The sequence below is a fragment of the Cellulosimicrobium sp. SJTW-1 genome, assembly GCF_047716875.1.
Classification (GTDB): domain Bacteria; phylum Actinomycetota; class Actinomycetes; order Actinomycetales; family Cellulomonadaceae; genus Cellulosimicrobium; species Cellulosimicrobium funkei.
This window is the reverse complement of sequence record NZ_CP136680.1, coordinates 378,517-404,382: the sequence shown is the minus strand read 5'-3', so window position 1 is coordinate 404,382 and position 25,866 is coordinate 378,517. Positions and strand designations below refer to the sequence as shown.

General features: G+C 75.9%; 22 protein-coding genes. 9 read left to right on the top strand and 13 right to left on the bottom strand.

Annotated elements, in window-relative coordinates; translation table 11 throughout:
- Window positions 1–24 precede the first annotated feature (24 nt).
- Entirely contained in the window at window positions 25–420 is a 396-nt protein-coding gene (locus RSE42_RS01880) for a RidA family protein (protein ID WP_034650926.1), read from the bottom strand.
- A gap of 73 nt (window positions 421–493) precedes the next feature.
- On the opposite strand from RSE42_RS01880, the gene RSE42_RS01875 reads away from it, so the two are divergent.
- Complete coding sequence (locus tag RSE42_RS01875; RefSeq protein WP_051028499.1) at window positions 494–916, top strand: winged helix-turn-helix transcriptional regulator; 423 nt, start codon at window positions 494–496, stop codon at window positions 914–916.
- On the opposite strand, the gene RSE42_RS01870 is transcribed toward RSE42_RS01875, so the two are convergent.
- The 3 genes from RSE42_RS01870 to RSE42_RS01860 form a co-directional block, all read right to left on the bottom strand.
- A complete protein-coding gene (locus tag RSE42_RS01870) occupies window positions 894–2,924 on the bottom strand; it encodes an NHL domain-containing thioredoxin family protein (RefSeq protein WP_415297733.1) in 2,031 nt (676 codons plus the stop codon). The genes RSE42_RS01875 and RSE42_RS01870 overlap by 23 nt on opposite strands.
- Before the next feature lie 65 nt (window positions 2,925–2,989).
- A complete protein-coding gene (locus RSE42_RS01865; RefSeq protein WP_415297732.1) occupies window positions 2,990–3,505 on the bottom strand; it encodes a hypothetical protein in 516 nt (171 codons plus the stop codon).
- Between the two features lie 59 nt (window positions 3,506–3,564).
- Window positions 3,565–4,737, bottom strand: coding sequence for an FAD-dependent oxidoreductase (locus RSE42_RS01860; RefSeq protein ID WP_415297731.1), 1,173 nt, complete (start codon window positions 4,735–4,737; stop codon window positions 3,565–3,567).
- Window positions 4,738–4,831: 94 nt separating this feature from the next.
- Between RSE42_RS01860 and RSE42_RS01855 the strand changes: the two genes are divergently transcribed.
- Genes RSE42_RS01855 through RSE42_RS01840 form a run of 4 tightly spaced genes read left to right on the top strand, consistent with a single transcriptional unit; the run spans window position 4,832 to window position 8,733 of the window.
- On the top strand, window positions 4,832–5,044 hold the full coding sequence (locus tag RSE42_RS01855) for a heavy-metal-associated domain-containing protein (protein WP_085951370.1): 213 nt from the start codon (window positions 4,832–4,834) through the stop codon (window positions 5,042–5,044).
- Window positions 5,041–6,012, top strand: coding sequence for a heavy-metal-associated domain-containing protein (locus RSE42_RS01850; RefSeq protein WP_415297730.1), 972 nt, complete (start codon window positions 5,041–5,043; stop codon window positions 6,010–6,012). Before RSE42_RS01855 ends, RSE42_RS01850 begins: the two co-directional genes overlap by 4 nt.
- Before the next feature lie 46 nt (window positions 6,013–6,058).
- On the top strand, window positions 6,059–8,377 hold the full coding sequence (locus RSE42_RS01845; RefSeq protein ID WP_415297729.1) for a heavy metal translocating P-type ATPase: 2,319 nt from the start codon (window positions 6,059–6,061) through the stop codon (window positions 8,375–8,377).
- Window positions 8,378–8,421: 44 nt separating this feature from the next.
- On the top strand, window positions 8,422–8,733 hold the full coding sequence (locus RSE42_RS01840) for a hypothetical protein (RefSeq protein ID WP_043658900.1): 312 nt from the start codon (window positions 8,422–8,424) through the stop codon (window positions 8,731–8,733).
- A gap of 112 nt (window positions 8,734–8,845) precedes the next feature.
- On the opposite strand, the gene RSE42_RS01835 is transcribed toward RSE42_RS01840, so the two are convergent.
- The 4 genes from RSE42_RS01835 to RSE42_RS01820 form a co-directional block, all read right to left on the bottom strand.
- Window positions 8,846–9,106, bottom strand: coding sequence for a hypothetical protein (locus RSE42_RS01835; RefSeq protein ID WP_228485195.1), 261 nt, complete (start codon window positions 9,104–9,106; stop codon window positions 8,846–8,848).
- An 81-nt stretch (window positions 9,107–9,187) separates the two neighbouring features.
- Window positions 9,188–10,300, bottom strand: coding sequence for a hypothetical protein (locus RSE42_RS01830; protein WP_415297728.1), 1,113 nt, complete (start codon window positions 10,298–10,300; stop codon window positions 9,188–9,190).
- 106 nt (window positions 10,301–10,406) lie between these two features.
- On the bottom strand, window positions 10,407–12,848 hold the full coding sequence (locus tag RSE42_RS01825; protein WP_415297727.1) for a YhgE/Pip family protein: 2,442 nt from the start codon (window positions 12,846–12,848) through the stop codon (window positions 10,407–10,409).
- Window positions 12,845–15,946 (bottom strand): MMPL family transporter, encoded by a 3,102-nt coding sequence (locus RSE42_RS01820; protein WP_415297726.1) that lies wholly within the window; start codon window positions 15,944–15,946, stop codon window positions 12,845–12,847. The genes RSE42_RS01825 and RSE42_RS01820 overlap by 4 nt, the downstream gene beginning before the upstream one ends.
- Window positions 15,947–16,075: 129 nt before the next feature.
- Here RSE42_RS01820 and RSE42_RS01815 point away from each other — a divergent pair, with 129 nt between their 5' ends.
- Together RSE42_RS01815 and RSE42_RS01810 are read left to right on the top strand one after the other, a co-directional pair.
- Window positions 16,076–16,777 (top strand): TetR/AcrR family transcriptional regulator, encoded by a 702-nt coding sequence (locus RSE42_RS01815; RefSeq protein ID WP_415297725.1) that lies wholly within the window; start codon window positions 16,076–16,078, stop codon window positions 16,775–16,777.
- A gap of 41 nt (window positions 16,778–16,818) precedes the next feature.
- Entirely contained in the window at window positions 16,819–17,184 is a 366-nt protein-coding gene (locus RSE42_RS01810; RefSeq protein ID WP_415297724.1) for a VOC family protein, read from the top strand.
- A 7-nt stretch (window positions 17,185–17,191) separates the two neighbouring features.
- On the opposite strand, the gene RSE42_RS01805 is transcribed toward RSE42_RS01810, so the two are convergent.
- The gene (locus tag RSE42_RS01805; RefSeq protein ID WP_171467313.1) at window positions 17,192–18,097 is read right to left on the bottom strand and encodes a helix-turn-helix transcriptional regulator; all 906 of its coding nucleotides are present in this window, start codon (window positions 18,095–18,097) and stop codon (window positions 17,192–17,194) included.
- Between the two features lie 50 nt (window positions 18,098–18,147).
- Here RSE42_RS01805 and RSE42_RS01800 point away from each other — a divergent pair, with 50 nt between their 5' ends.
- Both RSE42_RS01800 and RSE42_RS01795 read left to right on the top strand, forming a co-directional pair.
- The gene (locus tag RSE42_RS01800; protein ID WP_137279864.1) at window positions 18,148–18,885 is read left to right on the top strand and encodes an alpha/beta fold hydrolase; all 738 of its coding nucleotides are present in this window, start codon (window positions 18,148–18,150) and stop codon (window positions 18,883–18,885) included.
- Window positions 18,886–19,015: 130 nt separating this feature from the next.
- Window positions 19,016–19,222, top strand: a complete 207-nt coding sequence (locus RSE42_RS01795; RefSeq protein WP_061267027.1) for a hypothetical protein — start codon at window positions 19,016–19,018, stop codon at window positions 19,220–19,222.
- A gap of 81 nt (window positions 19,223–19,303) precedes the next feature.
- Here RSE42_RS01795 and RSE42_RS01790 read toward each other — a convergent pair whose 3' ends face one another.
- From RSE42_RS01790 to RSE42_RS01775, 4 genes are all read right to left on the bottom strand, one after another.
- Complete coding sequence (locus RSE42_RS01790; RefSeq protein ID WP_415298814.1) at window positions 19,304–21,700, bottom strand: prolyl oligopeptidase family serine peptidase; 2,397 nt, start codon at window positions 21,698–21,700, stop codon at window positions 19,304–19,306.
- Between the two features lie 137 nt (window positions 21,701–21,837).
- Complete coding sequence (locus RSE42_RS01785) at window positions 21,838–22,779, bottom strand: type IV toxin-antitoxin system AbiEi family antitoxin domain-containing protein (RefSeq protein WP_415297723.1); 942 nt, start codon at window positions 22,777–22,779, stop codon at window positions 21,838–21,840.
- 224 nt (window positions 22,780–23,003) lie between these two features.
- Entirely contained in the window at window positions 23,004–25,112 is a 2,109-nt protein-coding gene (locus RSE42_RS01780; protein ID WP_415297722.1) for a cytochrome c oxidase assembly protein, read from the bottom strand.
- Window positions 25,113–25,153: 41 nt separating this feature from the next.
- Entirely contained in the window at window positions 25,154–25,687 is a 534-nt protein-coding gene (locus RSE42_RS01775) for a PPOX class F420-dependent oxidoreductase (RefSeq protein ID WP_415297721.1), read from the bottom strand.
- Window positions 25,688–25,866: the final 179 nt, after the last annotated feature.

Sequence of the window (25,866 nt, the reverse complement as noted above, 5' to 3'; positions counted from 1 at the left end):
CGAGGCCGGGCGGGGCGCCGTGTGTCAGTCGAGCACGGCGGTCGCCTCGACCTCGACGAGCACCCCCGGCGCGAAGAGCGCCTGGACACCGATCAGCGAGGCAGGGGGGAGCGGCCGCGGCATCGCGAGCTCGTCCGAGACGCTCTCGATGCCGGCCAGGAAGTCCGCCATCGCGGTCGGCTCCCACCCGACGACGAAGAACGTGAGGCGCACGACGTCGTCGAACGTGGCACCCGCGGCCGCGAGCCCCCGGGCGGTGCTGCGGAGGGCCGCAGCGACCTGGCGCGCGAGGTCGTCGCGGTCGGGGTCTCCGCCGACCTGGCCGGCGACGTGCACCTGGCGGCTCCCCGTCGCGACCGCGACGTGGTGGTAGGGGGCGGGCTGGAGCATGCCCTCGGGGGTGAGGCGCTGGACGGCCATGGGGACCTTCCTTCCGGTCGGGTATCCCATGGATACTTGATCGCCCGAACGCACTTCAACGAGACGAGGTGTCGTGCCCGATACCGCCCCACCACCCGCGTCGCACCGTCTGGAGATCGGCGACGACCACCGGCGCCTGCTGAACCAGGTGCTCGACACGTGGTCCGTCCACGTCCTCGAGACCCTCTGCGACGGCCCCGCACGGTTCAACGAGCTCCGGCGCGCGATCCCTGCCGTGACGCAGAAGTCGCTCGTGGCGACGCTGCGGCGCCTCGAGCGCCACGGCATCGTCGACCGTCGCGTGGTCCGCACCCGGCCCGTCGCGGTCGAGTACCGCATCACCCCGCTCGGCAAGTCGCTCCGCGAGCCCGTCGACGCGCTGCTCGCCTGGGTCGACGCGCACCGCCGCGAGGTCGAGGCGGCCCAGCGCCGGTTCGACGACGAGCTCGACGACGGCGAGCCGGACTACCTCGTCAGCCGCGCAGCGGGAGCGTGAGGGACGGGACGTCGCCCGGCTCGCCGCGGTCGACCACGCGGACCGGCACGCCCCAGTCCTGCTGCGCGAGGTGGCACGCGGGGAACACGTCCGGGTCGGGCTCGCCGTCGGGGCCGAGCGGGACGACGTCGCACGACGCCGCCCGGGCCGTCACGTGCAGCACGCCCTCCCCGACCGCGGGGTTGATGACCAGGTCGCGCCCGAGCTCGACGCCGACGCCCTCCCCGGACAGCAGGAGCTCGGGCGGCGTCGCGCTCACGCGCAGCTCCGTCGACGGACCGAACCGGTCGTCGAGCTTCTGCCCCGGCGCCGGGACGAACGGCACGTCGAGCCACAGCGGCCCGGCCCCGATGTCGGTGACGGGGCGCTGCGTGCGGTGCGCGCCGCCGTCGAGCACCTCGCCCGCGAGCGACGCCGGGAGCGCGACGCGCGTCAGGCGGTGCGCCGCGGACTCCACGACGAGCAGGTGGACCTGCGGCTCGCCGTCCGGCCCCTCGCCCACCTGCACGACGACGCCGCTCGGCTCCGCGAGGCCCGTCGCCAGGGTCGTGACCTCGCCGGCGAGGCGGGTTCCGAAGGTGTCGTCCCCGACGCTCCCGGCGTCACCGGCCGCGGGCGCGAACCGGCGCAGCGCGCCGTCGTAGGTGTCGGCGACGACGACGCTCCCGTCGGGCAGCGTCGCGACCCCGAGCGGGTGCTGCATCAGCGCCTGCTCGGCCGGGCCGTCGCGGTGGCCGAAGTCGAACAGCCCTTGCCCGACGGCGGTCCGCACCTCGACGCCCTCGGGCACCACGGCGACGCCACCGCCCAGCCCGGACACGCGGCGCAGCGCCGAGGTCTCGGCGTCGGCGACCCAGACGGCGCCGTCGGGTGCGACCGCCAGCCCGGACGGCTGGGCGAACCAGGCCGACGCTCCCGGCCCGTCCTCCAGACCCTCGTTCATCGTCCCGGCCAGCAGCCCGAGCTTCCACCAGTCGAAGGCCCACAACGTGTGATGGCCCGCCATCGCCACGACGAAGCCGGCCAGCTCGTCCGACCAGGCGACGTCCCACGGCGAGGAGAGCCGCACGTCGCGCGGGTCGTAGGTGGAGCCCGGATCGAACGGTCCGAACCGGGGCGTGCCCTCGTCGTCAGGGACGACCACGTTCTCGACCCCGCCCACCATGAACTGGTCGCCCGTGCCCGCGACCGTCGTCACGTGCCCGTCGGCGAGCCGTACCCCGCGGAGCGCATGGTTCGCGGTGTCCGCCACGAGGACGTCGAACCCGTACGTCGCACGCTCGCGCTCCGGGACGAGGCACAGCCCGTTCGGCTCGGCGAACCGCGCGTCCTCGGGGTCGCCGTCGGCGAGCCCGCGCTCGCCGGACCCGATGCGCCGGACGAGGGTCTCGCCGTCGGGCAGGAGCTCGGCGAGCGCGTGGTGCCCGGCGTCCGCGACGAGGATGTTGCCACCGGGCAGCTCGATCGCCTTCGCGGGGAAGCGCAGCGTGCCCGACGACGGCTCGGGCGCCACGTACGGGCCGTCGCCCCGGTGCAGCGTGCCCTTCGCGTCGTGCTCCGCGACGAGCTCCTCGACGAGCGCGGCGATCGCGGACGCGTGCCCCTCCCCCGCCATCTGCGCGACGACGTAGCCCTCGGGGTCGACGACCACGAGCGTCGGCCAGGCGCGCGCCGCGTACGCGGACCAGGTGACGAGCTCCGGGTCGTCGAGCACGGGATGGTGGACCTCGTACCGCTCGACCGCGGCCGCGAGCGCCGCCGGGTCCGCCTCGTGCTCGAACTTCGGCGAGTGCACGCCGACGACGACCAGCACGTCTCGGTGCCGCTCCTCGAGCTCGCGCAGCTCGTCGAGGACGTGCAGGCAGTTGACGCAGCAGAAGGTCCAGAAGTCGACCAGGACGATCTTGCCGCGCAGGTCGGCGAGGGTCAGGTCGCGGCCGCCGGTGTTGAGCCAGCCGCGCCCGACGAGCTCGGACGCGCGGACACGGGGAAGTCGCTCGGTGGTCACGCGACCATTCTCGCGCGCCGGCGCGCTGCGGACCGCCGACTGAGGAGCCCACCCGGCCGTCGAGGTCAGGCGACCGACGGCGTGTCCTTCGGGAACTCGACACCGAGCTCTCGGGCGATGTTCCGCGTGGTGGCGGCCTGAAGCGCGGCGACGAGGTCGAGGACGGCAGCGCGCTCGCCCTGTCCGAGGTGAGCGAGCAACCTCGCCGCGGTCTCTTCCGGATGGTCACGGTCCGCAGCCTGGACGACGAGGCGGGTCTCGTCCGCCTGATCGACGCCGGACGCCTCCCTGGGCACCGCGGCTGCTTCGTCGGTGCCCTCACCGAGTGCGGCCCGGTAGCGCTTTCTCGCTGCCTCGCCGGAGACGCCGAGGATAGAACCGACCTCGTCCCACGCCATCCCGTCACGCTTCGCAGCGACGACTGCACTCCGCAGGTCGCGTTCGGCAGCCGCACGGCGCATCGCAGCGTGCGCGAGAAGGCTACGGGTCGATGGCTCTCGGAACGCGTCAGGGCCCGTGCGCTCGAACAGCCCGGCGAGCTCGTCACCGTGAGCGATCAGTTCATCGAGGTTGCGTGGCATGGACGTTTCACCTCCCGGGGGGTCGTCGACAGAGCATGGCATGGATGACGTAGCTCCTCTTAGGGCCGGCGCAGGTCTCGGCGCAGCGCGTGGAGCTCCCGCGTCGCGCCGAGGCCGACCACGGCGACCAGGTCGCCCGCGACACGCAGCTCGGTGAGCAGCCCGCCGCCGTCGAGCGTGCGGTGCTCCGGGGTCGCGCCGGGCACCGCGACGCCGAACCCGGCGACCTGGGCGCCGTGCAGCACGAGGGAGAAGCCGGCGTCCGGCACGTACGGGCCGAGATCCGGGCCGCCGACGAGACGACGCAGGACGGCGCGCGCCGCGTGGGCTCCCTGCGCGACCGCGGCGTCCCAGTGGTCGGTCCGGAACCGTCGTCCGCGCCGGTCCCGGTGGACGGCGACCGCCCCGGCGGCGAACAGGCCGGGCGCGGCGGGGACGGCGAGGCGGTCGTCGACGTCGACGCCGCCGCCGGTGCCGGGTGCGGCGGGCGCGGTGCCGTGCGCGACGACCGCGAGGTCGGACTCCAGGGTCGCCCCGCCCGCGAGGCGCACGGTGACGCCGCCCGGGTGCTCGGTCACCGCCTCGACCCGGCGGCCGAGGTGGGCGTCGAGGTGCTCCTCGTGGCGCAGGGCGACGGCGCGCGCAACGGCGGTCCCGAGCGCCCCCGCGAGCGGGAGCCGCGAGCGGGCGACGAGGTGGACGGTCGCGCCGACCTCGGCGAGCCAGGCGGCGGTCTCGGAACCGACGAACCCGGCGCCGAGCACGGTGACCGTGCGCCGCGCGGGATCGGGGCCGAGCAGGGCACGCAGCCGCTCGGCGTCCCGTGCGGTGTGCAGGTGCACCACGCGGGGCTCCCCGCCGTCGGCGCCCGCGAGCGCCGGGACGCGGTCCACGGCCGGGCCGGGCCGAGGCACCGCGCCCGTCGCGAGGACGACTGTGGTGGGGGTGAGCTCGCGCCCGTCCGCGAGGACGACGGCCCGCCGCGCGGGGTCCAGCCCGATCGCGCGCCCCCGCACGAGCTCGACGTCGGGCGGCACGGGCAGGGCGGCCTGCTCCGCGGTGAGCAGTCCCTGGAGGATCGCCTTGTCGACGAGGGTGCGCAGGTACGGCTCCCCCTCCTCGCCGTGCACGAGGACGACGCGACCGTCGAACCCCTCGCCGCGCAGCGTCGTCACGGCGGCGTGCCCGGCTGCTCCGCCGCCGACCACCACCACGTCCGCCACGTCGCCCATCTCTCCTCCTTGACCTCAATACCCCCTGTGGGTATATTCGCCATCCTAGTCATACCCCATGGGGGTATAAGCACCGAGGAGGAACGTCGTGAGCATCGTCGAGATCGAGTACCAGGTGACCGGGATGACGTGCGGCCACTGCGAGATGTCGGTGCGCGAGGAGGTCGGGCAGGTGCCCGGCGTCACCGCGATCGACGTGAGCGCGACCACCGGTCGGCTGGTCGTCACGGCCGACCAGCCCCTCGACGACGCCGCGGTCCTCGCCGCCGTCGACGAGGCCGGCTACACGGCGGAGCGGACGCGATGAGAGCCCCCGCCCGGATCGCGCTCTACGTCGCCGGGCTCGGGGTCGTGTTCGTGGCCTCGGCCGCGGTCGCGGGCGCCGTCGTCCCCGAGGGCGCGCTGTCGGAGCCGCCCGCCGCGCACGCGCCGGAGCAGCACGCCGCCACGAGCGACGACCCCCCGCAGGAGACCACGAGAGGAGCGGACATGGTCGGCGGACCGTCCCTGGAGCAGGGCGGCTACACGCTCGGCGAGGTCGAGGCGCCGCAGTCGCCCGGCACGCCCGGCGAGCTCGCCTTCACCCTGACAGACCCCGCGGGCGCGCCGGTGACCGACTTCGCCGTCGCGCACGAGCAGCGCCTGCACCTCGTCGTCGTGCGCTCCGACGGGGCGCACTACCGCCACGCCCACCCCGAGCTGGACGACGCCGGCCGCTGGTCGGTGCCCTGGACGTGGGACGCCGCGGGCACCTACCGCGTGTACGCCGACACCGTCCCCACCGGGGGCGACCCGCTCACCCTGAGCCGCACCGTCGAGGTCGCGGGCGAGGTCGTGCCCGTGCGGGCCGACGCCCCCACGACCACCGCCTCGGTGGACGGGTACGACGTCGCGCTCGAGGGGAGCCTCGAGGCCGGTACGGTCTCGAGGCTGGCGCTCGAGGTCACGCGGGACGGCGAGCCGGTGACGACGCTCGAGCCGTACCTCGGCGCGTTCGGCCACCTCGTCGCCCTTCGCGACGGCGACCTCGCCTACCTGCACGCCCACCCCGAGGGCGCCGAGGCAGCGCCGGGCGAGGCCTCGGGCCCGACCGTGGCGTTCGCCGTCGAGGCACCGACCGCGGGCCGGTACCTCCTGTACCTCGACTTCCAGGTCGAGGGCCAGGTGCGCACCGCGGCCTTCACCGTCGAGGCCACCGGCGCCACGTCGACCCCGGGCGAAGCCCCGGGCGACGCCCCGGCCGACGACGACCCCGCCGCGCACGACGACCACTGACCACCCTGCACCGGGCAGCCCGCTGCCCGGCCGGAAGGAGAACCTCATGACGGCATCGGCCGCCCCGTCGCCGGGGACGTTCGTCGAGCTCGAGATCGGGGGGATGACCTGCGCCTCGTGCGCCATGCGGATCGAGAAGAAGCTCAACCGGCTCGACGGCGTCACCGCGACCGTGAACTACGCGACCGAGAAGGCGAGAGTCACCGTCCCGGACGGCGTCGACGCGGCCACGCTCATCGCGGAGGTCGAGAAGACGGGCTACACGGCGCAGGTCCCGCGCGCCGAGGCCCCCGCCTCCGAGGAGGACGCGGGCACGGACGCGGACGACCCCGAGCTCACCGCGCTGCGGCACCGGCTGGTCGGCGCCGTCGTGCTGTCGGTCCCGGTCATCGCCATGGCGATGGTCCCCGCGCTCCAGTTCACGTACTGGCAGTGGGCGAGCCTCGTGCTCACCGCGCCCGTCGTGGTGTGGGCGGCGTGGCCGTTCCACCGCGCCGCGTGGACCAACCTGCGCCACGGCGCGGCCACCATGGACACCCTGATCTCCGTCGGGACCAGCGCGGCGTTCCTCTGGTCGCTGTACGCGCTCTTCCTCGGCACGGCCGGGGAGCCGGGCATGACGCACCCGTTCACGCTCTCGGTCGCCCGGACCGACGGCGCGGCGAACATCTACCTCGAGGTCGCCGCGGGCGTCACGACGTTCATCCTCGCGGGCCGCTACTTCGAGAAGCGGTCCAAGCGGCAGGCGGGCGCCGCGCTGCGCGCCCTGCTCGAGCTCGGCGCGAAGGACGTCGCGGTGCTGCGCGACGGCGTGGAGACCCGCGTCCCGATCACCGACCTCGCCGTGGGCGACGAGTTCGTCGTGCGCCCGGGCGAGAAGATCGCGACGGACGGCACGGTCGTGGCCGGCACGTCCGCCGTCGACGCGTCGATGCTCACGGGCGAGTCCGTGCCCGTCGAGGTCGGGGAGGGCGACGCCGTCACCGGGGCGACCGTCAACGCCGGCGGGCGGCTCGTCGTGCGCGCGACGCGCGTCGGCGGCGACACCCAGCTCGCGCAGATGGCGCGCCTCGTCGAGGACGCGCAGTCCGGCAAGGCGCAGGTCCAGCGCCTCGCCGACCGGGTCTCCGCGATCTTCGTCCCCATCGCCATCGCGATCGCCGTCGGCGCGCTGGGCGCGTGGCTCGGGGCGGGTGCCCCGGCCTCGGCGGCGTTCACGGCCGCCGTCGCGGTCCTCATCATCGCGTGCCCGTGCGCCCTGGGCCTCGCCACCCCGACGGCGCTGCTCGTCGGGACGGGACGCGGCGCGCAGATGGGCGTCCTCATCAAGGGGCCGGAGGTCCTGGAGTCCACGCGTTCCGTGGACACCGTCGTGCTCGACAAGACCGGCACCGTGACGACGGGCGTCATGACGCTCGCCGACGTCGTCACCGGGACGGGCACGGACCGCGCGGAGCTCCTGCGCCTCGCGGGCGCGCTCGAGGACGCCTCCGAGCACCCCGTCGCCCGGGCGATCGCCCGCGGCGCGGTCCAGGAGGTCGGCCCGCTGCCCGTGCCCACGGAGTTCACCAACGTCGAGGGCAAGGGCGTGCAGGGCGTCGTGGACGGGCACGCCGTGCTCGTCGGCCGCGAGTCGCTCCTCGCCGAGTGGGCGCAGCACCTCCCGCGCGAGCTCGCCGACGCCAAGGCGCGCGCCGAGGAGCAGGGCGGCACGGCCGTCGTCGTCGGCTGGGACGGGCAGGCCCGCGGCATCCTCGTGGTGGCCGACGCGGTCAAGCCCACGAGCGCCGAGGCGATCCGCCAGCTCCGCGCGCTCGGCCTCACCCCGGTGCTCCTCACCGGGGACAACGCGACCGTCGCCCGACGGATCGCGGCCGAGGTCGGCATCGACGAGGTGATCGCGGAGGTCATGCCGCGCGACAAGGTCGACGTCGTCAGCAGGCTCCAGGGTGAGGGCAAGGTCGTCGCGATGGTCGGCGACGGTGTGAACGACGCCGCTGCGCTGGCCCAGGCGGACCTGGGCCTCGCCATGGGGACGGGCACGGACGTCGCGATCGAGGCCGCCGACATCACGCTCGTGCGGGGCGACCTCCGCTCCGCAGCCGACGCGATCCGGCTCGCGCGGCGGACGCTCGGGACGATCAAGGTGAACCTCTTCTGGGCCTTCGCCTACAACGTCGCCGCGATCCCGCTCGCCGCGCTCGGCCTGCTCAACCCCATGCTCGCCGGCGCCGCGATGGCGTTCTCGAGCGTCTTCGTGGTGGGCAACAGCCTGCGGCTGCGCTCGTTCTCCAGCCGCGCGACCGGCACGCACCCCGGCACGGCCGCCCCGACCGCGCCGACGGCCCGGCTCGCCGGCGTCTGACCCCGACTCCGATCCCGACCGACGACCCTCCAGGAGGACCCCGCATGTGCCAGCACCACGACGACACGCACCCCGGCCACGACGACCACCCGCACGACGGCGGGCACCACGGTGCGCACCACACGGCGCACCACCACGCGCCCGCGACCGCCGCGGGGGTCGCGCCTGCCACGGGTGAGGCGGCGGACGACGACCTCGCCGAGTGCCCCGTGATGCGCGGGAGCATGGTCGCGAAGGCCCACGCCGAGGCGGCCGGGCTCGTGCGCGACCACGAGGGCGTGCGCTACTGGCTGTGCTGCTCGTCGTGCGGCCCGCTGTTCGACGCCGACCCGGCCCGGTACGCGCGCGCCGCCTGACCGCACGGATCACCGGCCGCGCGTCGTCCCGGCGCCCTCGTGCCCGGTGCCGCACCCTCGCGGTGCGGTGCCGGGCACGCGTCGTGCGGCGGACGGGTCGTGGCGCGGAGGCTCAGGCGCGCGACGCCGTCACGTCGCCGACGACGCGCACCTCCACGTCGACGCCGTCCACGGTCTCGGGGACCGCGACGTCGTCGGACGTCACGTTCACGCGCAGCAGCCAGTCGTCGCCGACGCCGGACGTCCCGGCCCCGCGCACCGGGGCGCCCGTCAGGTCGGCGCGCGCGATGCCGACGCCGGTCACGCCGTCGAGGCCCGCGAGCTCGTCGCGCAGCGCGGCCTTGGCCTCCCGGGCTCGTTCGAGGGTCGCCACGGCAACCACCTCCCGCACCCATTGTGCGCCCGACGACGGCCGGGGGGCAGGGCCGAGCGTCCCGAGCAACGTCGCGGCGGTTCAGCCGGACGGCGTCGCGCCGGCTCGGCCGAGCAGCGTCGCCCCCAGCCGATCGAGGACCGTCCCGATCGGGTTGCAGTACGTGAGCCCCGTGCCGTTCGCGCCGCCGGTCTCCGACCCCGCGAACAGCAGCCCCAGCGCCACGCCGTCCTCGCGGTACACCAGCGACCCGGAGTCGCCGCCCCGCGAGAAAGGCCCGTCTCCCGTGGACTCGACCTCGATCTGGTCGTCGAAGCGCAGCGCGCCGAGCCCGTCGCCGTACCCGACGACGACGTCGTCGAGCTCGATCGCCGTGACCCGCCCCGCGGTGACGCCCGTGGTCCGGCCCGACTTGCTCACCACCTCGCCGCCCAGCGCGACCGCCGTCGTCGTGATCCGGCCGACCGGGTACTCCGGGTCGACGTCCGGGTCGTCGAGCAGCGCGACCGCGGCGTCCACGGTCTGCGTGACCCCCGCCTCCAGCGGGACCAGCCCGGCGAGGGTCCCCACGCGGTCGTCGGGCGCGCGACCGCCGTCGGCCGGGCCGGGCTGCACGACGACGTCCCCCACCCGCGCGGCCGGCGAGCCGACGAGCACGTGCCAGTTGGACAGCGCGTAGACCGAGGCCTCGTCGGCGCCGTCGACCGCGGGCGGCGCGACGCGTACGAACGCCCCGAGCGTCCCCGCGGTGACGTCCACGTGCGCGACGGAGACCCCGGGCCGCAGCGGCCGGACGCGGCCGGTCTCGCCGGTCGCGTACGCGGTGACGACGGGCGGGCGGACGCCCGGGCCGTCGCCGCGGGCACGCCCGGCGCCCGGCGCGGCGGCGAGCGGACGGATGCGTCCCGTGCGCCGCACGTCCACCGTGTCGCCCGCCTCGGAGGCGACCTTGCGCGCGATGCTGCGCGCGGTGGGCACCCCGAGGCGGTACCGGACCGCGATCGCGTACCCGCCGTCGTCGTGCGGGGCGAGCCCGATCGCGAGCGTGGGGGCGCGCACGACCTCCGCGGCGTCGGGCACGTCGCGAGCCTCGATCGCCGTGCCCGACCGGCCCGGCAGGCCCGACCGCTCGGCGAGCTCGCGCGCGTAGTCCGCGAGCTGCGACTTGATCTCTCGTGCCTTCTGCTGGTCCATCGGTGCACCGTCCCCTCGCCCGGCGGACGGCTCCCGCCGCCCGCGTCCTGCCGAGCGAGTCTGGCGGCAGCCGCCCACACGCGCACCGCGGCGCGCCGCACCCGCGTCAGGCGCGCAGGAGCTGCTCCACCCGGACGGACCGGCGGCGCGCGACGACGAGCGTCGTCACCGCGACGGACACGAGGCCCCACAGGACCAGGGCCACGGCGTCGCCCGCTCCCCCGGCCGCGCCGGGGTCGACGATCGACGTGAGCAGGCGGAGCGCCGAGCCCACCGGCAGGACGTCGCGCAGGCTCGTGAGCGCAGCCGGGACGGTCGCGACGATGCCGGTCGCGACGAGCAGCACCGCGACGAGCAGGCCGATCGCGCGCCCCACGTTCCCGAGGAGCGCGGCGAGCGCCTGGTTGAGCGCGACGAACACGACCGACGCGAGCGCCCCGGACGCGAGCAGACCGATCCAGCCGCCCACGCTCGCACCCTCGACCGCGGCGAGGACGCCGCCGACGACGAGACCGGTCGCCGCGGCGATCCCGGCCGGGAGCGCGAGCGCCGCGAGCGCGAGCCGGCCGGGGCCGCGCGTCGACCCGAGGAGCCGTGCCGGGACCGGCGGGAACGCGACGAAGATCGCGAGCGCGCCCAGCCACAGCGCGAGCACCGCGAACAGCGGGCCGGTCGAGCCGGTCCCGAGGTCGTCGACGCCGGGCGCGGCCACGGGGTCGGCCACGACGCTCGCGAGGTTCTCGCGCTCCGCGTCGGTGTACGAGGGGATCTGCCCGGTCGCCTCGCCCAGACCGTCGGCGAGGTCGGACGTGCCGCCCGCGAGCTGCCCGACGCCGCCCGCGAGGTCGCCCGCGCCCGTCGCCAGCTCCTGGGTGCCGGTCGCGAGCTGGTCCGCGCCGGTCCCGAGGGCGCCGACGCCGTCGGCGAGCCGGTCGGCGCCGCTGCCGAGCGCCCCGACCCCGGCGGCCAGGCCGTCGGCCCCGGTGGACAGCTGGCCCGCGCCGCCGGAGAGCTGCGCCGCGCCGTCCGCGACCTGGTCCGCGCCGGGCGCGAGCTGCCCGAGCCCGGTGGAGAGCGCGGCCGCGCCCTGGGCCACGCCGGCGGCCCCGGTCGACGCCTGCGCCGCGCCTGCGGCGAGATCGTCGGCGCCAGTAGCGAGCCGGTCGACGCCCGCCGCGAGCGCGTACAGACCGGTCGGGGCGCCACCCTGGCCCGACGGCGAGCCCGCCAGGGCCTCGTTCCCCGCGGCGACGCCCGCCGCGCCCGCGGCGAGCGGGCGCAGCGCGGCGAGCTGCTGGTCGAGCGCCTGGCACGTCGGGCTCGCCGGGTCCTGCGCGCACCCGGCAGCGACCTTCTGCTGCTCCAGACCGGCGACGACCTGGGCGAGGCCGCCCGCCACGTCGCGCGAGCCCGTCGCGAGCGCGGTCGCGGTCTCCGGGAGCGACCGGCCCGTCGACGTGCCGTCGGGCAGCCGCACGTCCGCGATCGAGGCGTCGAGCGCGCCGAGCCCGCTCGCGAGGTCCGACGCCCCGGTGGACAGCTCCCCCACGCCGCCCGCGAGGCTCTGCGCCCCGGAGGCGAGCTGCCCCGCGCCCGCGGCGCTCTGCCCGACGCCGTCCGCCACCTGCCGCGACCCCGCGGCGAGGCCCTGGGCGCCGCTCGCGACGCCCTGCGCGCCCGACGCGAGCTGGTCCGCGCCGCTGCCGAGCTCCCCGACCCCGGCGGCCAGGCCGTCCGCGCCCGTGCCGAGCTCGCCGACGCCGGACGCGAGCGCGCTCGCCCCGGTGGCGACCTCGCCCGCGCCCGACGCGAGCTGCGTCGCCCCGTCGCTCGCCTGGGCGGCGCCGTCGGCGAGCTGGTCCGCGCCGTCGGCCGCCTCGCCGAGCTGGTCGTGGAGCGTCGTGAAGCCGGTGAGGACGCCGTCCACGTAGTTCTCGGTGAGCGTCGTGCCGAGCACCGACGTCGCGGTCGTGGTGACGATGCGCGCGAGCGCCTCGTCGACGACCCGCCCGCCCGGCGTCGTCTCGACGGACAGCGTGGCCTGCGTCGCGGCCGACGGGTCGCCGCCGAACGACGTGGCCGCCGCGGAGAAGTTCTCCGGGATCGTCACGACGGCCGCGTACGTGCCGTCGGCGAGCCCGGCCGCGGCGTCGTCCGCGTCGGTGATGACCCAGTCGTAGTTCGTCGTCCCCGGGTCTGGCTGCACGGCGACCGCGCCGGTGTCGGTCGAGGCGGCGCCGCCGCTGACGAGCCCGGCGGTGAGCTGACGGCCGAGCGGGACGGTCTGGCCGTCCACCTCGACCGGCTCGTCGAGGTTCACGACCGCGGCCTTGACCGTGTCCAGCCGCTCCTGCGGGTTCCACAGCGCCCACAGGAGCAGGCCGAGGACGGCGAGGGGCAGCGCGACGGCGGCGGCCACGGTCCACGCGCGCCGGGCGTCGACGCGACGGGGGCGCGCCCCGCCGGTCGGTGCCGCCGGCGCGGTCGGGTGGGCGGTCGGGTCGGCGGTCGGGTCGGTCGGGACCGGCTCGGGCGGGAAGACGCTCATGCGGGCACCTCCTCGGTGCGCGGGCCGACGACGGGCGCGGCGGGGACGGTGCGGTCGGGCTGGTGCGGGTCGTGCAGGTCGAGCACGGGCGTCCCGGGCGGGGCGAGGTCCGTCGGTGCGGGCCCGACGGCGCCCAGCACCACCGCCGTGCCGCGACCCGCCGCGTCGGCGAGCACCTCGGCCAGCGCGGCCCGCTCGGCGGGCGACGTGACGGCGTCGGTCCCGACGACGGCGAGGAGCCGGGGCCGCTCGCGCAGGACCTCGGCGACGCTCGCCGCCGCCGGCACGCGGTGCGCCGCGGGCGCCGGGGCGTCGCCGGGGAGCGCGGCGACGTCCGCCGCGAGGTCCACGAGCGCGACGCGCCGCCGCACGGTCAGCGCACGCTCCGGCAGCACGAGGCCCGTGACCTTGAGCGCCCCGCTCGTCGGGCGCAGGCGCCCCGCGAGCGCGAGCACGACCCCGGACACCGCCGCGGGCGACTCCCCGTGCACGACGAGCGACCCGCCGTCGGGCACCCGGACCGTGACCGGCTCGGCCAGCGGGCCGCGCGCGCCGGCGACCACGAGGTCGTGCGCGACGACCGCGTCCGTGCTGCCCGGCTCCGGCCAGTCCGCGAGCGCGAGCTCCTTCGACAGCCCCTCGCCCTCGACGTCGAACGACGGCAGCACCCGGTCGAGCCAGCGCGGCATCCACCACGCCTTGTCGCCGAGCAGCGCGAGCACGGCCGGGACGAGCGTCATGCGCACGACGAACGCGTCGACGAGGACGCCCACCGCGAGGCCGAGCGCGATGGGCTTGAGGCTCATGTCGCCCTCGGGCACGAACGCCACGAACACGGCGAACATGATGACCGCGGCCGCGGTGACGACCTTCGCCGACGCCTGGAACCCCGTGAAGATCGACCGCCGGGCCTGGCCCGAGTGCACGTAGTCCTCGCGGATGCGCGCCACGAGGAACACCTCGTAGTCCATCGCGAGGCCGAACAGCACGCCCATGAGGACGATCGGCATGAACGAGATGACCGGCCCGAGCCGTGTCACGTGCAGCGCGTCCGCGAGGAACCCGTGCTCGAACACGAGCGTCACGACGCCGAACGCGGCACCGACCGAGAACAGGTAGCCGAGCGTCGCCTTGATCGGCACCGCGACCGACCGGAACACCATCGTCAGCAGCACGAGGGACAGGCCGACGACGACGAACGCGAACGGCAGCAGCGCCGCCCCGAGCTTCGCCGAGACGTCGATCCCGACGGCCGTGAAGCCCGTGACCGCGAGGTCGACGCCGTACTCGTCGAGGAAGTGGTCGTGCTGCGCGCGGATCTCCGTGACGAGGTCCTTCGTCTCCTCCGAGTCCGGCGCGCCGGTCGGGACGACCTGCACGATGCCCGTGTCCGCCGTGAGGTTCGGCGTCGCGAGCGGCACATCCGCCACGCCCGGGAGGTCCGCGATCTCGTCGCCCAGGTCGTTCATGAGACCGACGGGGTCCGTCGACGTGACGATCGTGCCCGTGACGATGAGCGGCCCGTTGAAGCCCGGGCCGAAGTGCTCCGACACCAGGTCGTACGTGACGCGCGCCTGGTTGTCCTCGGGCAGCGTCCCTGCGTCGGGCAGCGCGAGCTGCAGGTCGCGCGCCGGCAGCGTGAGCAGCACGATCGCGGCGACGACGAGCCCGATGGTCAGCAGCGGGATCCGCGTGACGGCGCGCACCCACCCCGCGAAGAAGCGGTTGCGGTGCCCGGTCGTGGTCGGGTCGGAGACGTCTCGGGTCGGGTCGGAGGCGTCCCGGGTCGGGTCGGAGAGGTCCCGGGTCGGGTCCGCGGTGGGGGCGCCCTCGGTGCTCGGGGCTGCCGCGCCGTCACCCGGGTCGTCCGGGCGGGGGTTCACGAGCGCGGCTTGACGCCCTGTCGCATCCGAGGCCGCCCCCACCGCTCGTCCGGTCCGTCGCCCGCGCGACCCGGTCGCCCCGGTCGCCCCGGTCGCCCCGGTCGCCCCGGTCGCCCCGGTCGCCCCGGTCGACCTTCCGCCGTCCGCTCCCGCGGCCGCACGCCGTCGCCCACGCCCTCGACGGCGCGGTGCCTTCGGGCGGAGGCGCTCGCCCGCGAAGCCCAGCATGGCGGGCAGCAGCGTGATCGAGACGAGGACGGCGAGCCCGACCCCGACGGCGGCGGCGACGCCCATGACGGTGAGGAACGGGATGCCGGCGACGCCGAGGCCGACGAGCGCGATCATGACGGTGAGGCCCGCGAAGATGACGGCCGAGCCGGCGGTGGCGACGGCCCGCGCCGTGGCCTCCTCGACGCTGAGGCCGGTCGCGAGCTCGTCGCGCTGCCGCGACACGATGAACAGCGCGTAGTCGATGCCGACGGCGAGGCCGAGCATGACGGCGAGCATCGGGGTCGTGGAGTTGATCTGCGCGACGGCGGTCGCGGCGAACAGGAGCCCCATGCTCACGCCGACCCCGACGACGGCGTTGAGGAGCGGCAGACCGGCGGCGACGAACGAGCCGAACGTGAGCACGAGCACGACGAGCGCGACGAGGAGGCCGAGCGCCTCGGTGACGGTGAGGGTCGGGAACTCGGTGCTGAAGAGCTGCCCGCCGAGCGCGGCCTGCGCGCCGTCGGGCAGGGCCGCGGCGAGGTCGTCGACGACGTCGCCGAGCGCGTCCTTCGTGGCGTCGGTGACCTCGCTCTGGCCCTCGTCGAGCTGGACGGTCATGAGGGTCGCGACGTCGTCGTCGCTGACCGACGCGGGCATGGTGTCGTCGTAGGGGGAGGTGACGGCGGCGACGCCGTCGACGTCGCCGAGCGCGGTGACGGCGTCCTCCACGGGGCCGCGGACGGCGTCGTCCTCGATGGTCGACCCGTCGGGAGCGACGACGACGACCTGCGCGGACGCCCCGCTGACCTGCGGGAACGTGGCGGCGAGACGGTCGAGCGCCGCCTGGGACTCGGTGCCGGGGATGGTCACCTCGTCGTCGAGGCCCTGACCGACGAGCCCGGCGAGCCCTCCGGCCAGCACGAGGATGCCGATCCAGGCCACGAGGACGAGCCGGCGCGCCCCGACCGCCCAACGGCCGAGCGAGTACAGCGCTGAGGACACGAGCGGCCTCCCGGGGAGAGTGCAGACGGATTCGAGGATACGCCGCTGTATCCGATGCGCGAACGTATCGGATACACTCGTGCATCGCAAGGCCGCCCGGTTCGGGCGGCGCCGTCCGACAGTGGGAGCATGTCCGGCGTGACGACGGACCTCGACCCGACCCGAGTCGACCGCGCGGAGAGCGACGCGCCGCTCTCGCGGCGCCGCGAGCGCACGCGCGAGCGCCTGCTCGACGCCGCCTACGGCCTCTTCGCCGAGCACGGCATCAACGGCACCTCGATCGAGGCGGTGTGCGAGGCCGCGGGCTTCACCCGCGGCGCGTTCTACTCGAACTTCGAGTCGAAGGAGTCGCTGTTCCTCGCCCTCACGGAGCGCGAGATCCGGACGCGCATGCGCAACCTCGAGGCCGCCGTCGAGCACCTGCCCGACGACCCGGTCCGGGACGGCGTCATCGCGCCCGACACCATCGCCGCGATCGTCGCGGCCGTCATGGCCGACCCGCGCGACGAGCGCCGCTGGTGCCTCATGAGCGCGGAGCTCGAGCTGCTCGCGCTGCGCGACCCGCAGGTCGCGGCGCGGTTCGCGGACCAGGAGGAGTCGTTCCGCGCCGAGCTCGCGGGCATCCTCACCCGCGTGCTCACCGAGGTCGGCATGCGGTTCGCGATCGACCCGGCCGCCGCGACGCGCGTGCTGATCAGCGCGTACACGAGCGCGGCGCGCGACGCGTTCCTCAGCCCCGCGGGCGACGACGCCGTGCAGCGCGCCCAGAGCGCGGACTGGCTCCCGGCGCTCGTCGGCCGGCTCGTCGAGCCGCTGCCCGCCGCGGACTGAGAACCGCCCCCGGTGTGGGTGGCGCGCGTCACACTGGCGGCATGACACTCACCTTCAGCGGCACCGTGGTCGACTGCGCCGACCCCGCCGTCGTGGCGGACTTCTGGCAGGCCGCGCTCGGGTGGACGGGGCGCGAGACCGGGCCGCACGGCGAGGCCGTGCTCTTCCCGCGCGACGGCGAGACGATCCTCGGGCCACCGAGCCTCGTCTTCCAGCGCGTCCCCGAGGGCAAGACGGTGAAGAACCGCCTCCACCTCGACTTCTCGTCGTCGACCCAGGCCGCCGACGTCGCACGGCTCGAAGAGCTCGGCGCGCGCCGCGTCGACGTCGGGCAGGGCGAGCACGAGACGTTCGTCGTCCTGGCGGACGTCGAGGGCAACGAGTTCTGCGTCCTGCGCGGCGACTGACCCCGGGTCACGCGGGGTCGGGGCGGTACACCGCGGCCGAGCCCGGGGGCGGCTCCCCCACGTCCGCGACGGGGCGCGGGTCGTACGCCTCCGCGGTGAGGTCCGCCCGCTCGACGCGCGAGAGCCGGAACCAGCGGATCGCCTCGCGCGTGCGGCACCACGCGACGAGGTACCAGCGGCCGTCGGTGTGCGCGAGCAGCACGGGCTCCACGCGACGCGTCGACGTCGCCCCGCGCCCGTCCCGGTAGCGGATCGCCAGCACGCGCCCGCCCGCGATCGACTGCTCGACCGCGCGCAGCACCCCGAGGTGGGTCCGCGCACGCCCGACGACGTCGCCGCGGCCGGACGCGGTCGTGTCGCCGTGCGGCTCATCCGGGTGGACGGCGGCGGGCGGGACGGCGTCGGCCGGGACGGCGGGCGGGCCTGCTGCGGGCGGGACGACGTCGGGCGGGCTCGCGGGCGGGACGGCGTCGGGCGGGCTCGCAGGCGGGACGGCGTCGGGCAGGTCCGGGTCCGGCGCGGCGTGGCGGACCCACACGCGGGCGGCGAGCGCCTCGGCCCGCGCGCGGTCGCCCGCGCCGAGCGCGTCCCACACCTTGCCGCGGGCGGCGAGGGCGTCGACCGCGAACGGGCTGCCGGGCGGGAGCGTCGCGAGCGCGACGGCCACGGCGACGGCCTGGCCGGGCGTGAAGTTCACGGGCGGCAGCGACGCGCTCGGGTCCAGCACGTACCCGCCCCCGGGGCCCGCCTGGGCCCAGATCGTGAGCCCGGCCTGCTGGAGCGCGGCGACGTCGCGCTTGATCGTCCGCTCGCTCACCTCGAGCGCCGCGGCGAGGCGCGGCCCCGTCGTCCCGGTCCGGCCCGCGCGGCGCAGCTCCTCCGCGAGCGCGTAGAGGCGCTCCGTCCTGTTCACCCGAGAATGGTGACAGACAGGTGTCACCGACACCCTGCGAGGGTGGCTGCATGAGCACCCACGGAACACCCGAGCAGCCCGTCCACGTCGTCCTCGTCCCCGGCTTCTGGCTGGGCGCGTGGGCCTGGGACGACGTCGTCCCCCACCTCGAGGCCGCCGGCCTCGTCCCCCACCCGGTGACCCTGCCGGGCCTGGAGCCCGGCGCGACCGCGGCCGACCGCGCGCACGTCACGCGCGCGGACCACGTCGCCGCGGTCACGCGCCTCATCGAAGAGCTCGACGGCCGCGTCGTGCTCGTCGGGCACAGCGGCGGCGGGCCGGTCGTGCAGGAGGCCCTCGACCGGGACCCCGCGCGCATCGAGCGCGTCGTCTACGTCGACACGGGCCCGCTCGTCGACGGCGCGGCGCTGTCGCCGGAGCTTCCGGCCGATGCCGCAGAGGTCCCGCTCCCGACGTGGGAGGAGCTCGCCGAGGCCGGGTCGAGCGTCGACGGGCTGGACGAGGCCGCGCTGGCGCGTTTCCGCGAGCGGGCGGTGCCCACCCCGGGAACCGTCGCGCGGGGGGCCGTGCGGGTGTCGGACCCGCGGCGCCTGCGGGTGCCCGCGACCGCCGTCTGCTCGTCGATCCCGTCCGCCGTCCTCGCCGAGATGGCGCACCCGGGGCCGCCCCTGCACACCGAGCTGGGCGAGGTCGAAGACCTCACCTACGTCGACCTCCCGACCGGCCACTGGCCGATGCTCTCGCGCCCCCGGGACCTCGCGGCCGTGATCGTCGACGCCGTGTCCTGACCTCCGGGTGAGACATCGTGCACGTTCCGGAAAAAAGTCTCCGAAGTCGCGTCACAGACGGAGACTTCTGCCGTCTCCTCGTGTGGACGGCCGACCGGCCGCCGCAGAACGACGGACGACGAGACGGACCATGCACGACACCCTGCCCTCCGCCCCCTCGCGCACCGAGGTGCGCACCGCCCTGCTCTGGGCGCTCGAGAACGACCGCGACGCGCTCCTCGAGCACCGCGAGACGACCCAGCACTGCCTGTGGGCGGCCGCGCGCGGCGCCGCCGACCGGCGCCTCGTGCGGCGCTGGCGCGCGGCGGCCGCGGGGCTCCCGTCGACCGTCGCCTGACGACCGTCGCCTGACGCCGGTCGCCTGACGCTGACCGTCGGTGGAAGCCCTGCGGGTCGCCGCCCGCGGGCGGCGACCCGGTCAGCCGAGCGTCGTCGGCAGCGCGGCGTCGCCCTCGCCCGGGACGGCCCCCAGCACGTGCTCCGCGAGGAAGGCCAGGACCACCTGGTACCAGACCTTCGCGTGCTGCGGCTGGAGGATCCAGTGGTTCTCGTCCGGGTAGAAGAGGAACCGGTGCACCGTGTCGCCGTCCGGGCCGGCGGGCAGCCCGGACGACGCGAGCAGCTCGTACCAGAGCCGCAGGCCCTCGCCGATCGGCACGCGGTAGTCCTTGTCGCCGTGGATGACGAGCATCGGCGTCACGATGTCCTGGACGAACCGGTGCGGGCTGTTCTCCAGCGCCATCTCGTCCGTCATCTCGCGCGCCCAGTAGTACGCGTGGTCGGTCGTCGGGCCGAACTGGTCGAGCGCCCACAGGCTCGCGTGCGTGACGATCGCGCGGAAGCGGTCCGTGTGGCCCGCGACCCAGTTCGCCATGTACCCGCCGAAGGACCCGCCCATCGCGGCCGTCCGGGTCGCGTCGATCTCCGGGCGCGCCTCCACGGCGTCCGTGATCGCGAGCAGGTCCGTGTACGGGGCCTTGCCCCACGCGCCCCACCCGCGCTGCACGAAGTCCTGCCCGTACCCGGTCGACAGCGCCGGGTCCGGCAGCAGCACCGCGTAGCCCTGCGCGACCATCAGCCACGGGTTCCAGCGCCAGCTCCACGCGTTCCACGACCCGAGCGGGCCGCCGTGGATCCACAGCAGCAGCGGTGCCGGGTCCTCCGCGGACGCGCCGTGCGGCAGCGCGAGCCAGCCCCGCACACGCACGTCGTCCCCCGCCGCCGTCTCGACGTCGACGAGCGTGCCCGGCAGGTCGGGCGTCGCGACCGGGCCGCGCAGCGGCGTCGCGGGCACCGGCGTGCGGCCGCCCGGCGTGCCGGAGTCGAGGAACGTCCCGAGGTCGACGCGCACCGGGTGCGCGGGCTCCAGGTAGCTCGTCCGCAGCGCGTAGAGCGTCCGGCCGTCGGGCGCGACCTGCACGTCCGTGAACGTCGCGTCGTCGCTCGTCACGCGCTCCGCCGTGCCGTGCTCGGCAGCGCCGTTGCCCGCGGGGTCGAAGGGGACGAGGAAGACCGGGCCGCGGCCGTCGTCGTCCGCGGTGACGAGCAGCCCCGAGCCGTCGGGCAGCCAGCGCAGCGACGTCGGCCAGCGGTCCCAGTGCGGCACGAGCGTGCGCGGCGACGCGTGGTTCTCGGCGCGCGTCGTCGCCGAGTCGTCGTGGCCCTCCGCGGTCCCGGCGGGCCCGTCCGGCGCGTGCAGCGGCACGACGGCGAGGCTCTCCTCCGGCGCCTGGTGCGGCGTCGAGATCGTCTCGCGCACGAACGCGACCCACGCGCCGTCGGGCGAGATCCGGGGCGAGTGCGCCTCCGCGCGCGGCTCGTCGACGAGCGTGCGGCGCGCGCCCGTCGCCGTGTCGATCGCGACGAGCGTGCTGCGCACCTGCGGGCCGGGACCCGGCACCTGCCACGTCGTGACGAGCGTCGTGCCGTCGGCGGACAGGTCTGCCGAGTGCTCGTGCAGCGCGCGCCCCGGCGCCGTGCCGTCGTGCCCGACGCCGCGGCTCACGTCGCGCAGGTCGAGCAGCCGCGCGTCGTGCTCGGCGGCGGCATGCTCGGCGGCGTGCTCCGCGGCGGTGCCCTGCGCTCCCGCGGCGAGCGGCGCGGCGGTGAGCGGCGCGGTGCTGCCCGAGCCCGCCGGCGCGTCGGTCGGGGCGGCCGGGGCGTCGGTCGGGGCGACCGGGGCCGGGAGGGGCTGCGCGGGCGCGTCGACCAGCGTCGTGAGGTCACCGACGAACCGGTGCGCCTCGTCGGGACCGCGGTCGTGGTCCCACTGCCGCACCGGGTAGGCGCTGTGCAGGATCGCCGCGACCTTCGCGTCCTTGCGCGCCGACCGGAGCTCGGCGTCGTGCGCGAGGTCGCGCGCGCTCGGCAGCACCGACGCCGCGACCGACACGATCGGCGCGTCCGTCGCCGCGAGCGGCCCGCTCACGCCCGCGGGCGCCGTGGCGACCACGCGCGCCTCCCCGCCCGACGCCGGCAGCAGCCACAGCGCCGACGTCGCGTCGTCGTCGGAGCCGCCGTCCGGGTCGGGCCGCGCCGACGTGAACAGCACGTCGCCCGCGCCGGTGAACGTCGCGCTCGACTCGCCCTTCGTGCTGCGCGTCAGCCGACGCGCGGGCGCCTCGCCCGCCGGGTCGACCTCCCACAGCGCCGCCCGGTACCCGGTGCGCTGCGGGTCGAGCGTCTGGACGGTCGTGACGAGGCGCGTCCCGTCGGGCGAGAGCGCGAGGCCCCCGACGCGCGGGATCGCGAGATATCGGTCGAGATCGTGGAACGGTCCCACGGTCGGGTCGGGTGTACCGGGCGTGCCAGCCAGATTGCTCACCCGTACGTCCTATCACGCCCCTCCCCCGGAAACGGCTCCCGCCGAACACGGGATCAGAGACCGGAATCCGCCGATTCGGGTCTTCAACCCCGTGCTCGACCGTCGCCTTTCCCGTGTTCGGGCCTCTGTCACGCGGGGAGGGCGCCGCGATGGCCGAGGAAGGCTCGTACCGCGGGGCCGACGCCGCCCGGCACGTCACGACCCGTGAACCGGAGCAGCTCGATCGTGCCCGAGGCGGCGAGACGGTTCTGGCGCGTGCGATCGGCGTACACGGCCTGAGGGTCGGAGTGCACGTCCGCTCCGTCCATCTCCGCCACCAGCCACCGCCCGCCACCGAGGCGCCAACCCATGTCTCCCCGCGCGACGACGCGACCGTCCGCGTTGAGGACCGGCAGCTGGAGGACGTCGGGCGGCACGCCCGCATCCACGCAGTCGAGCCGCCCGAAGGACTCCAACGGCGACTCCGCGCGGCCGTCCGCCATTCCCCAGAGCGCGTGCGTGGCGGCGACGCCACGACGCCCTCGTGCCAGGTCGTGCGCCCTCGCGAGCCCGTCGGGGTCGGTCGACCGCCGGTGCAGCGCGGAGTCCAGGACGGCCAGCGCGTGCGCGCGAGGCAGCTCGGGCACCGCCTGGGCGAGGGCGCGCTCGACGGTCGCGACGGCTCGCCCACCGATCTGGACGGTCGTCATCCCGTCGTCGAACTGCCGCAGGCGGATGCCGTCACGCGTGGTGCGGTCGCTCGCACGGGGCAGGGCGACCTCCGGGGCGACCCCGACGGGGATCCCCTGGACGCCGTGCAGCACGAGCGCCGTCGTCCCGACGGCGATGGCCTCCGGGCCGAACGCGAGCAGGCCCGCCCACGCCGATCTCCGCCGTCGATGGTCCCAGTCCCAGCGCTGACCGGCCGGCGGCCAGAGGTCGTAGACACCACGCGTGACGCGCGCCCAGGCACCCGAGTCGACGCGACGACGAGCGACGCGCGAGGAGACCCCTGCGGCGAGCAGCTGGTCGATCGACACGAGCCCGGCCTGCGCAGCGACGAGCCGGTCCAGCTCCGGTGAGAACGCCATGGCCGGCATGGCACCACGACACCCTCGTCCACTGCGGCACGAGCCTTCGCCCCCTGTGGACACCCGGCCCGGCACCGACCCTGTGCACAACAAGAGTCGCCCCCCATCACCGCCCCGCGAGCACGCGATCAGCGACCGAAATCACGGATTCTCGGTCGACAACCCCGTGTTCGTCGGGAGAGGGGGCGAGGAACGGGGGTCGGGGAGGGAGGGGGCAGGGTCGGTCAGTCGTTCCGCTTCGACATCTCGGCGAGCATGTCGTTGTACTCCTGGAGCTCGGCGTCGCCGTCGCGGTCTGCCTGGCGGTCGCGGCGCTTGGCCTCGCGCTCGTCGGAGCGCGTCCACATGACGGCGACGACGATCGCGAGGATGAGCGTCGGCAGCTCGCCGATGCCCCACGCGACGGCGCCGCCGCGCTGCTGGTCGGCGATGGCGCTCGGGCCCCACTCGCGGCCGAGGAGGCCGAACCACTCGGGCACGAGCAGCTCCTCGCCCGAGGTGAGCGCGACGCCGAAGAACGCGTGGAACGCCATGGTCGCGAACAGCAGGAGCAGACGCTGCGGGTAGGGCGGGCGGTGCGGGCCGGGGTCGATGCCGACGAGCGCGTTCGCGAACAGGTACCCCGCGAGCGTGAAGTGCACCAGCATGACGAGGTGGCCGGCGTACGTCGTGAGCGCGTACTCGAACGCGGGCGTGTAGTAGAAGACGATCATCGAGCCGGCGAAGTTCACCGCCGCGACGATCGGGTTCGCGAAGAACTGGCCCACGCGCGACGTCACGAGGGCGAGCACCCACTCGCGCGGTCCCCGCGACCCGTCCTTGCGCGGCGGCACCGCGCGCACCAGGAGCGTCACGGGGGCGGCGAGCACGAGGAGGATCGGCACGACCATCGCGAGGATCATGTGCTGGACCATGTGCGCGCTGAACAGCACGTGGCCGTACATCGCCGGGCCGCCGGACGTGACCCAGAACAGGATGACGATCCCCAGGCACCAGGAGACGGTGCGCCCCACCGACCACGAGTCGCCGCGCCGCGCGAGACGGCGCACCCAGCGCAGGTACACGACGATCGCCGCGACGCACGCGAACGCGGGCAGCAGGTCCCAGCGCCACTCGGTGAACCAGCGGGCGAGCGTCGGCTCCGGCGGGAGCGCGTGCCCCGTCACCTGGTACGCGGCGGAGGTGTCGAGCGGCTCCTCCTGCGGCACCGGCGGGGCGGTGGACCCGAGCGCGACCGCGACGCCGGACACGGCGCCCATGATCGCGAGCTCGACCGCGACGAGGCGCCAGAACAGCCAGCGCGTGCCCTCCGCGGCCGCCGCCCGTGCGCTCGTGGACGACGACGTCCCGCCCGTCCCGGCACCGCTCGCCGGGGCGTCGTCCCGGGCCGGGCGAGCGGCCGCCGTCGGGCCGGCGAGGCGACGCACGACGAGCTCGCGGTGCGCGAAGCCGACCGCGCCGAGGACGAGCAGGAGCGCGAGCTTGGTGAGCAGGAGGATGCCGTAGTCCGTCGTCAGGCCGGCGAGGGAGTCGACCCGGATGCTCGCGTTCGCGATGCCCGAGACGGCGACGGCGACGTAGCACCACAGCGCGATCGCGGAGTACCGCGCGACGGACGACGCGAAGTCCGCGCGGCCCAGGCCGCCGCGCACGCGCACGACGGCGAGCGTCCCGAGCCCGCCGACCCACAGCGCGGCGCCGGCCAGGTGCAGGAACATCGAGGAGACGGCGAGCTCGTGGCTCACCGCGCCGGCCGCGTGGCCGGTGTTGGCCTGCATCGCGAGGGCGACGAGGGCGAGGGCCGCGGTCCACATCGCCCCGGTCGCGCTGCGCACGGCGAGCGCGACGGCGGAGGTCAGGGCCGCGACGACGACGATCGCGAGGTAGTTCCGGCCGAGGCTGACCTGCGAGACGAAGAGGCCGAGCTGGTCGCCGAACGTCGGGTTGGTGACCGGCGTGCTCGAGATGGAGGAGTAGCGCAGCACGACCTGCAGGACGGTGAGCACCGCCCACGTGGCCGACGCCGCCCCCGCGACGCCGAGCGCCTTGCGCACGGGCGTCCCGGCGGGCAGCACGCACGCCGCGAGGACGAGCGAGCCGAGCGTGAGCGCGACGGCGAGCTCGGTGAGCACCGTGACGACCGGGGTGCCGAGGCGCGCGAGGGCGCCCGGGTCCGGGAAGCCGGCGGGGACGGTGAACGCGGCCGAGAACGCGCCGGCGGCGAGCACGGCGACGACCGCGACGACGACGGCGAACGGCCCGGCGACGACGAGCCACCACGGGTTCGCGGGTCGGGCGTCCGAGGGCGCGCCGCGCAGGGCAGTGGTGGTCACCCCACCAGGGTATCGACCGCGCGGGCCCCTCCGGTCACGGCTCAGGGCCGGGACAGGCGGGCCATCCCGTAGACCTTCGTCGCGCGCACGCGCAGCACCTGGCGGCGGTCCGCGACCATGGCGCGCCGGAACTCCTCCCAGTCCGGGTGCTCGCCCCCCGTGGCCGCACGGTAGGTCGCGACGAGCTCGTCGGCGGCGGCGTCGTGGGGGTCGAGCGCGACGGCGCTCAGCTCGGCGTCGCCCTCGACGACGGCGTAGCCCGCGAAGTCCTCCGCGCTCACGTGGAGCGAGACGCGCGGGTCGCGCGCCGCGTTGCGGGTCTTCGCGCGGTCGGCGGTGACGGAGACGCGCGCGAGCCCCTCCTCCGGGTCCCAGACGTAGAGCACGTTGGAGAGCTGGGGCCGCCCGTCCTTCTTCACGGTCGCGAGGACGCCCTGGCGGCGCGCGGCGACGAGGTCGAGGAGCGCGGGGTCCCCGAGCGGGGCGCGCGGGGCGCGGCCGGGGACGTCGCGGGCGGTGTCATGGGAGATGTCACGGGAGATGTCACGGGAGATGTCACGGGCGTCGGTGCTCATGCCGGGGCAACCGTAGCGCGCCCGCGGGGCATTCCCGGCGCACCGCACGTGGGGACCTCTCCCCACCCGAACCTGTGGACGACGCCCGGTCCGGCGGGGTCCGCGCTGGCATACTGGGCCGGGTTCGCCGGGGGCTCGCGAGGCTCCGTCCGCCCTCCGGCCGCGCACGGGACCACACC

Bases quoted from the DNA above. Each gene is read 5' to 3' on its own strand.
- RSE42_RS01830 (WP_415297728.1), bottom strand. From the start codon at position 10,300: ATGGACCAGCAGAAGGCACGAGAGATCAAGTCGCAGCTCGCGGACTAC.
- RSE42_RS01850 (WP_415297730.1), top strand. From the start codon at position 5,041: ATGAGAGCCCCCGCCCGGATCGCGCTCTACGTCGCCGGGCTCGGGGTC.
- RSE42_RS01840 (WP_043658900.1), top strand. From the start codon at position 8,422: ATGTGCCAGCACCACGACGACACGCACCCCGGCCACGACGACCACCCG.
- RSE42_RS01795 (WP_061267027.1), top strand. From the start codon at position 19,016: ATGCACGACACCCTGCCCTCCGCCCCCTCGCGCACCGAGGTGCGCACC.
- RSE42_RS01800 (WP_137279864.1), top strand. From the start codon at position 18,148: ATGAGCACCCACGGAACACCCGAGCAGCCCGTCCACGTCGTCCTCGTC.
- RSE42_RS01785 (WP_415297723.1), bottom strand. From the start codon at position 22,779: ATGGCGTTCTCACCGGAGCTGGACCGGCTCGTCGCTGCGCAGGCCGGG.
- RSE42_RS01865 (WP_415297732.1), bottom strand. From the start codon at position 3,505: ATGCCACGCAACCTCGATGAACTGATCGCTCACGGTGACGAGCTCGCC.
- RSE42_RS01815 (WP_415297725.1), top strand. From the start codon at position 16,076: ATGTCCGGCGTGACGACGGACCTCGACCCGACCCGAGTCGACCGCGCG.
- RSE42_RS01825 (WP_415297727.1), bottom strand. From the start codon at position 12,848: ATGAGCGTCTTCCCGCCCGAGCCGGTCCCGACCGACCCGACCGCCGAC.
- RSE42_RS01775 (WP_415297721.1), bottom strand. From the start codon at position 25,687: ATGAGCACCGACGCCCGTGACATCTCCCGTGACATCTCCCGTGACATC.
- RSE42_RS01860 (WP_415297731.1), bottom strand. From the start codon at position 4,737: ATGGGCGACGTGGCGGACGTGGTGGTGGTCGGCGGCGGAGCAGCCGGG.
- RSE42_RS01880 (WP_034650926.1), bottom strand. From the start codon at position 420: ATGGCCGTCCAGCGCCTCACCCCCGAGGGCATGCTCCAGCCCGCCCCC.
- RSE42_RS01845 (WP_415297729.1), top strand. From the start codon at position 6,059: ATGACGGCATCGGCCGCCCCGTCGCCGGGGACGTTCGTCGAGCTCGAG.
- RSE42_RS01810 (WP_415297724.1), top strand. From the start codon at position 16,819: ATGACACTCACCTTCAGCGGCACCGTGGTCGACTGCGCCGACCCCGCC.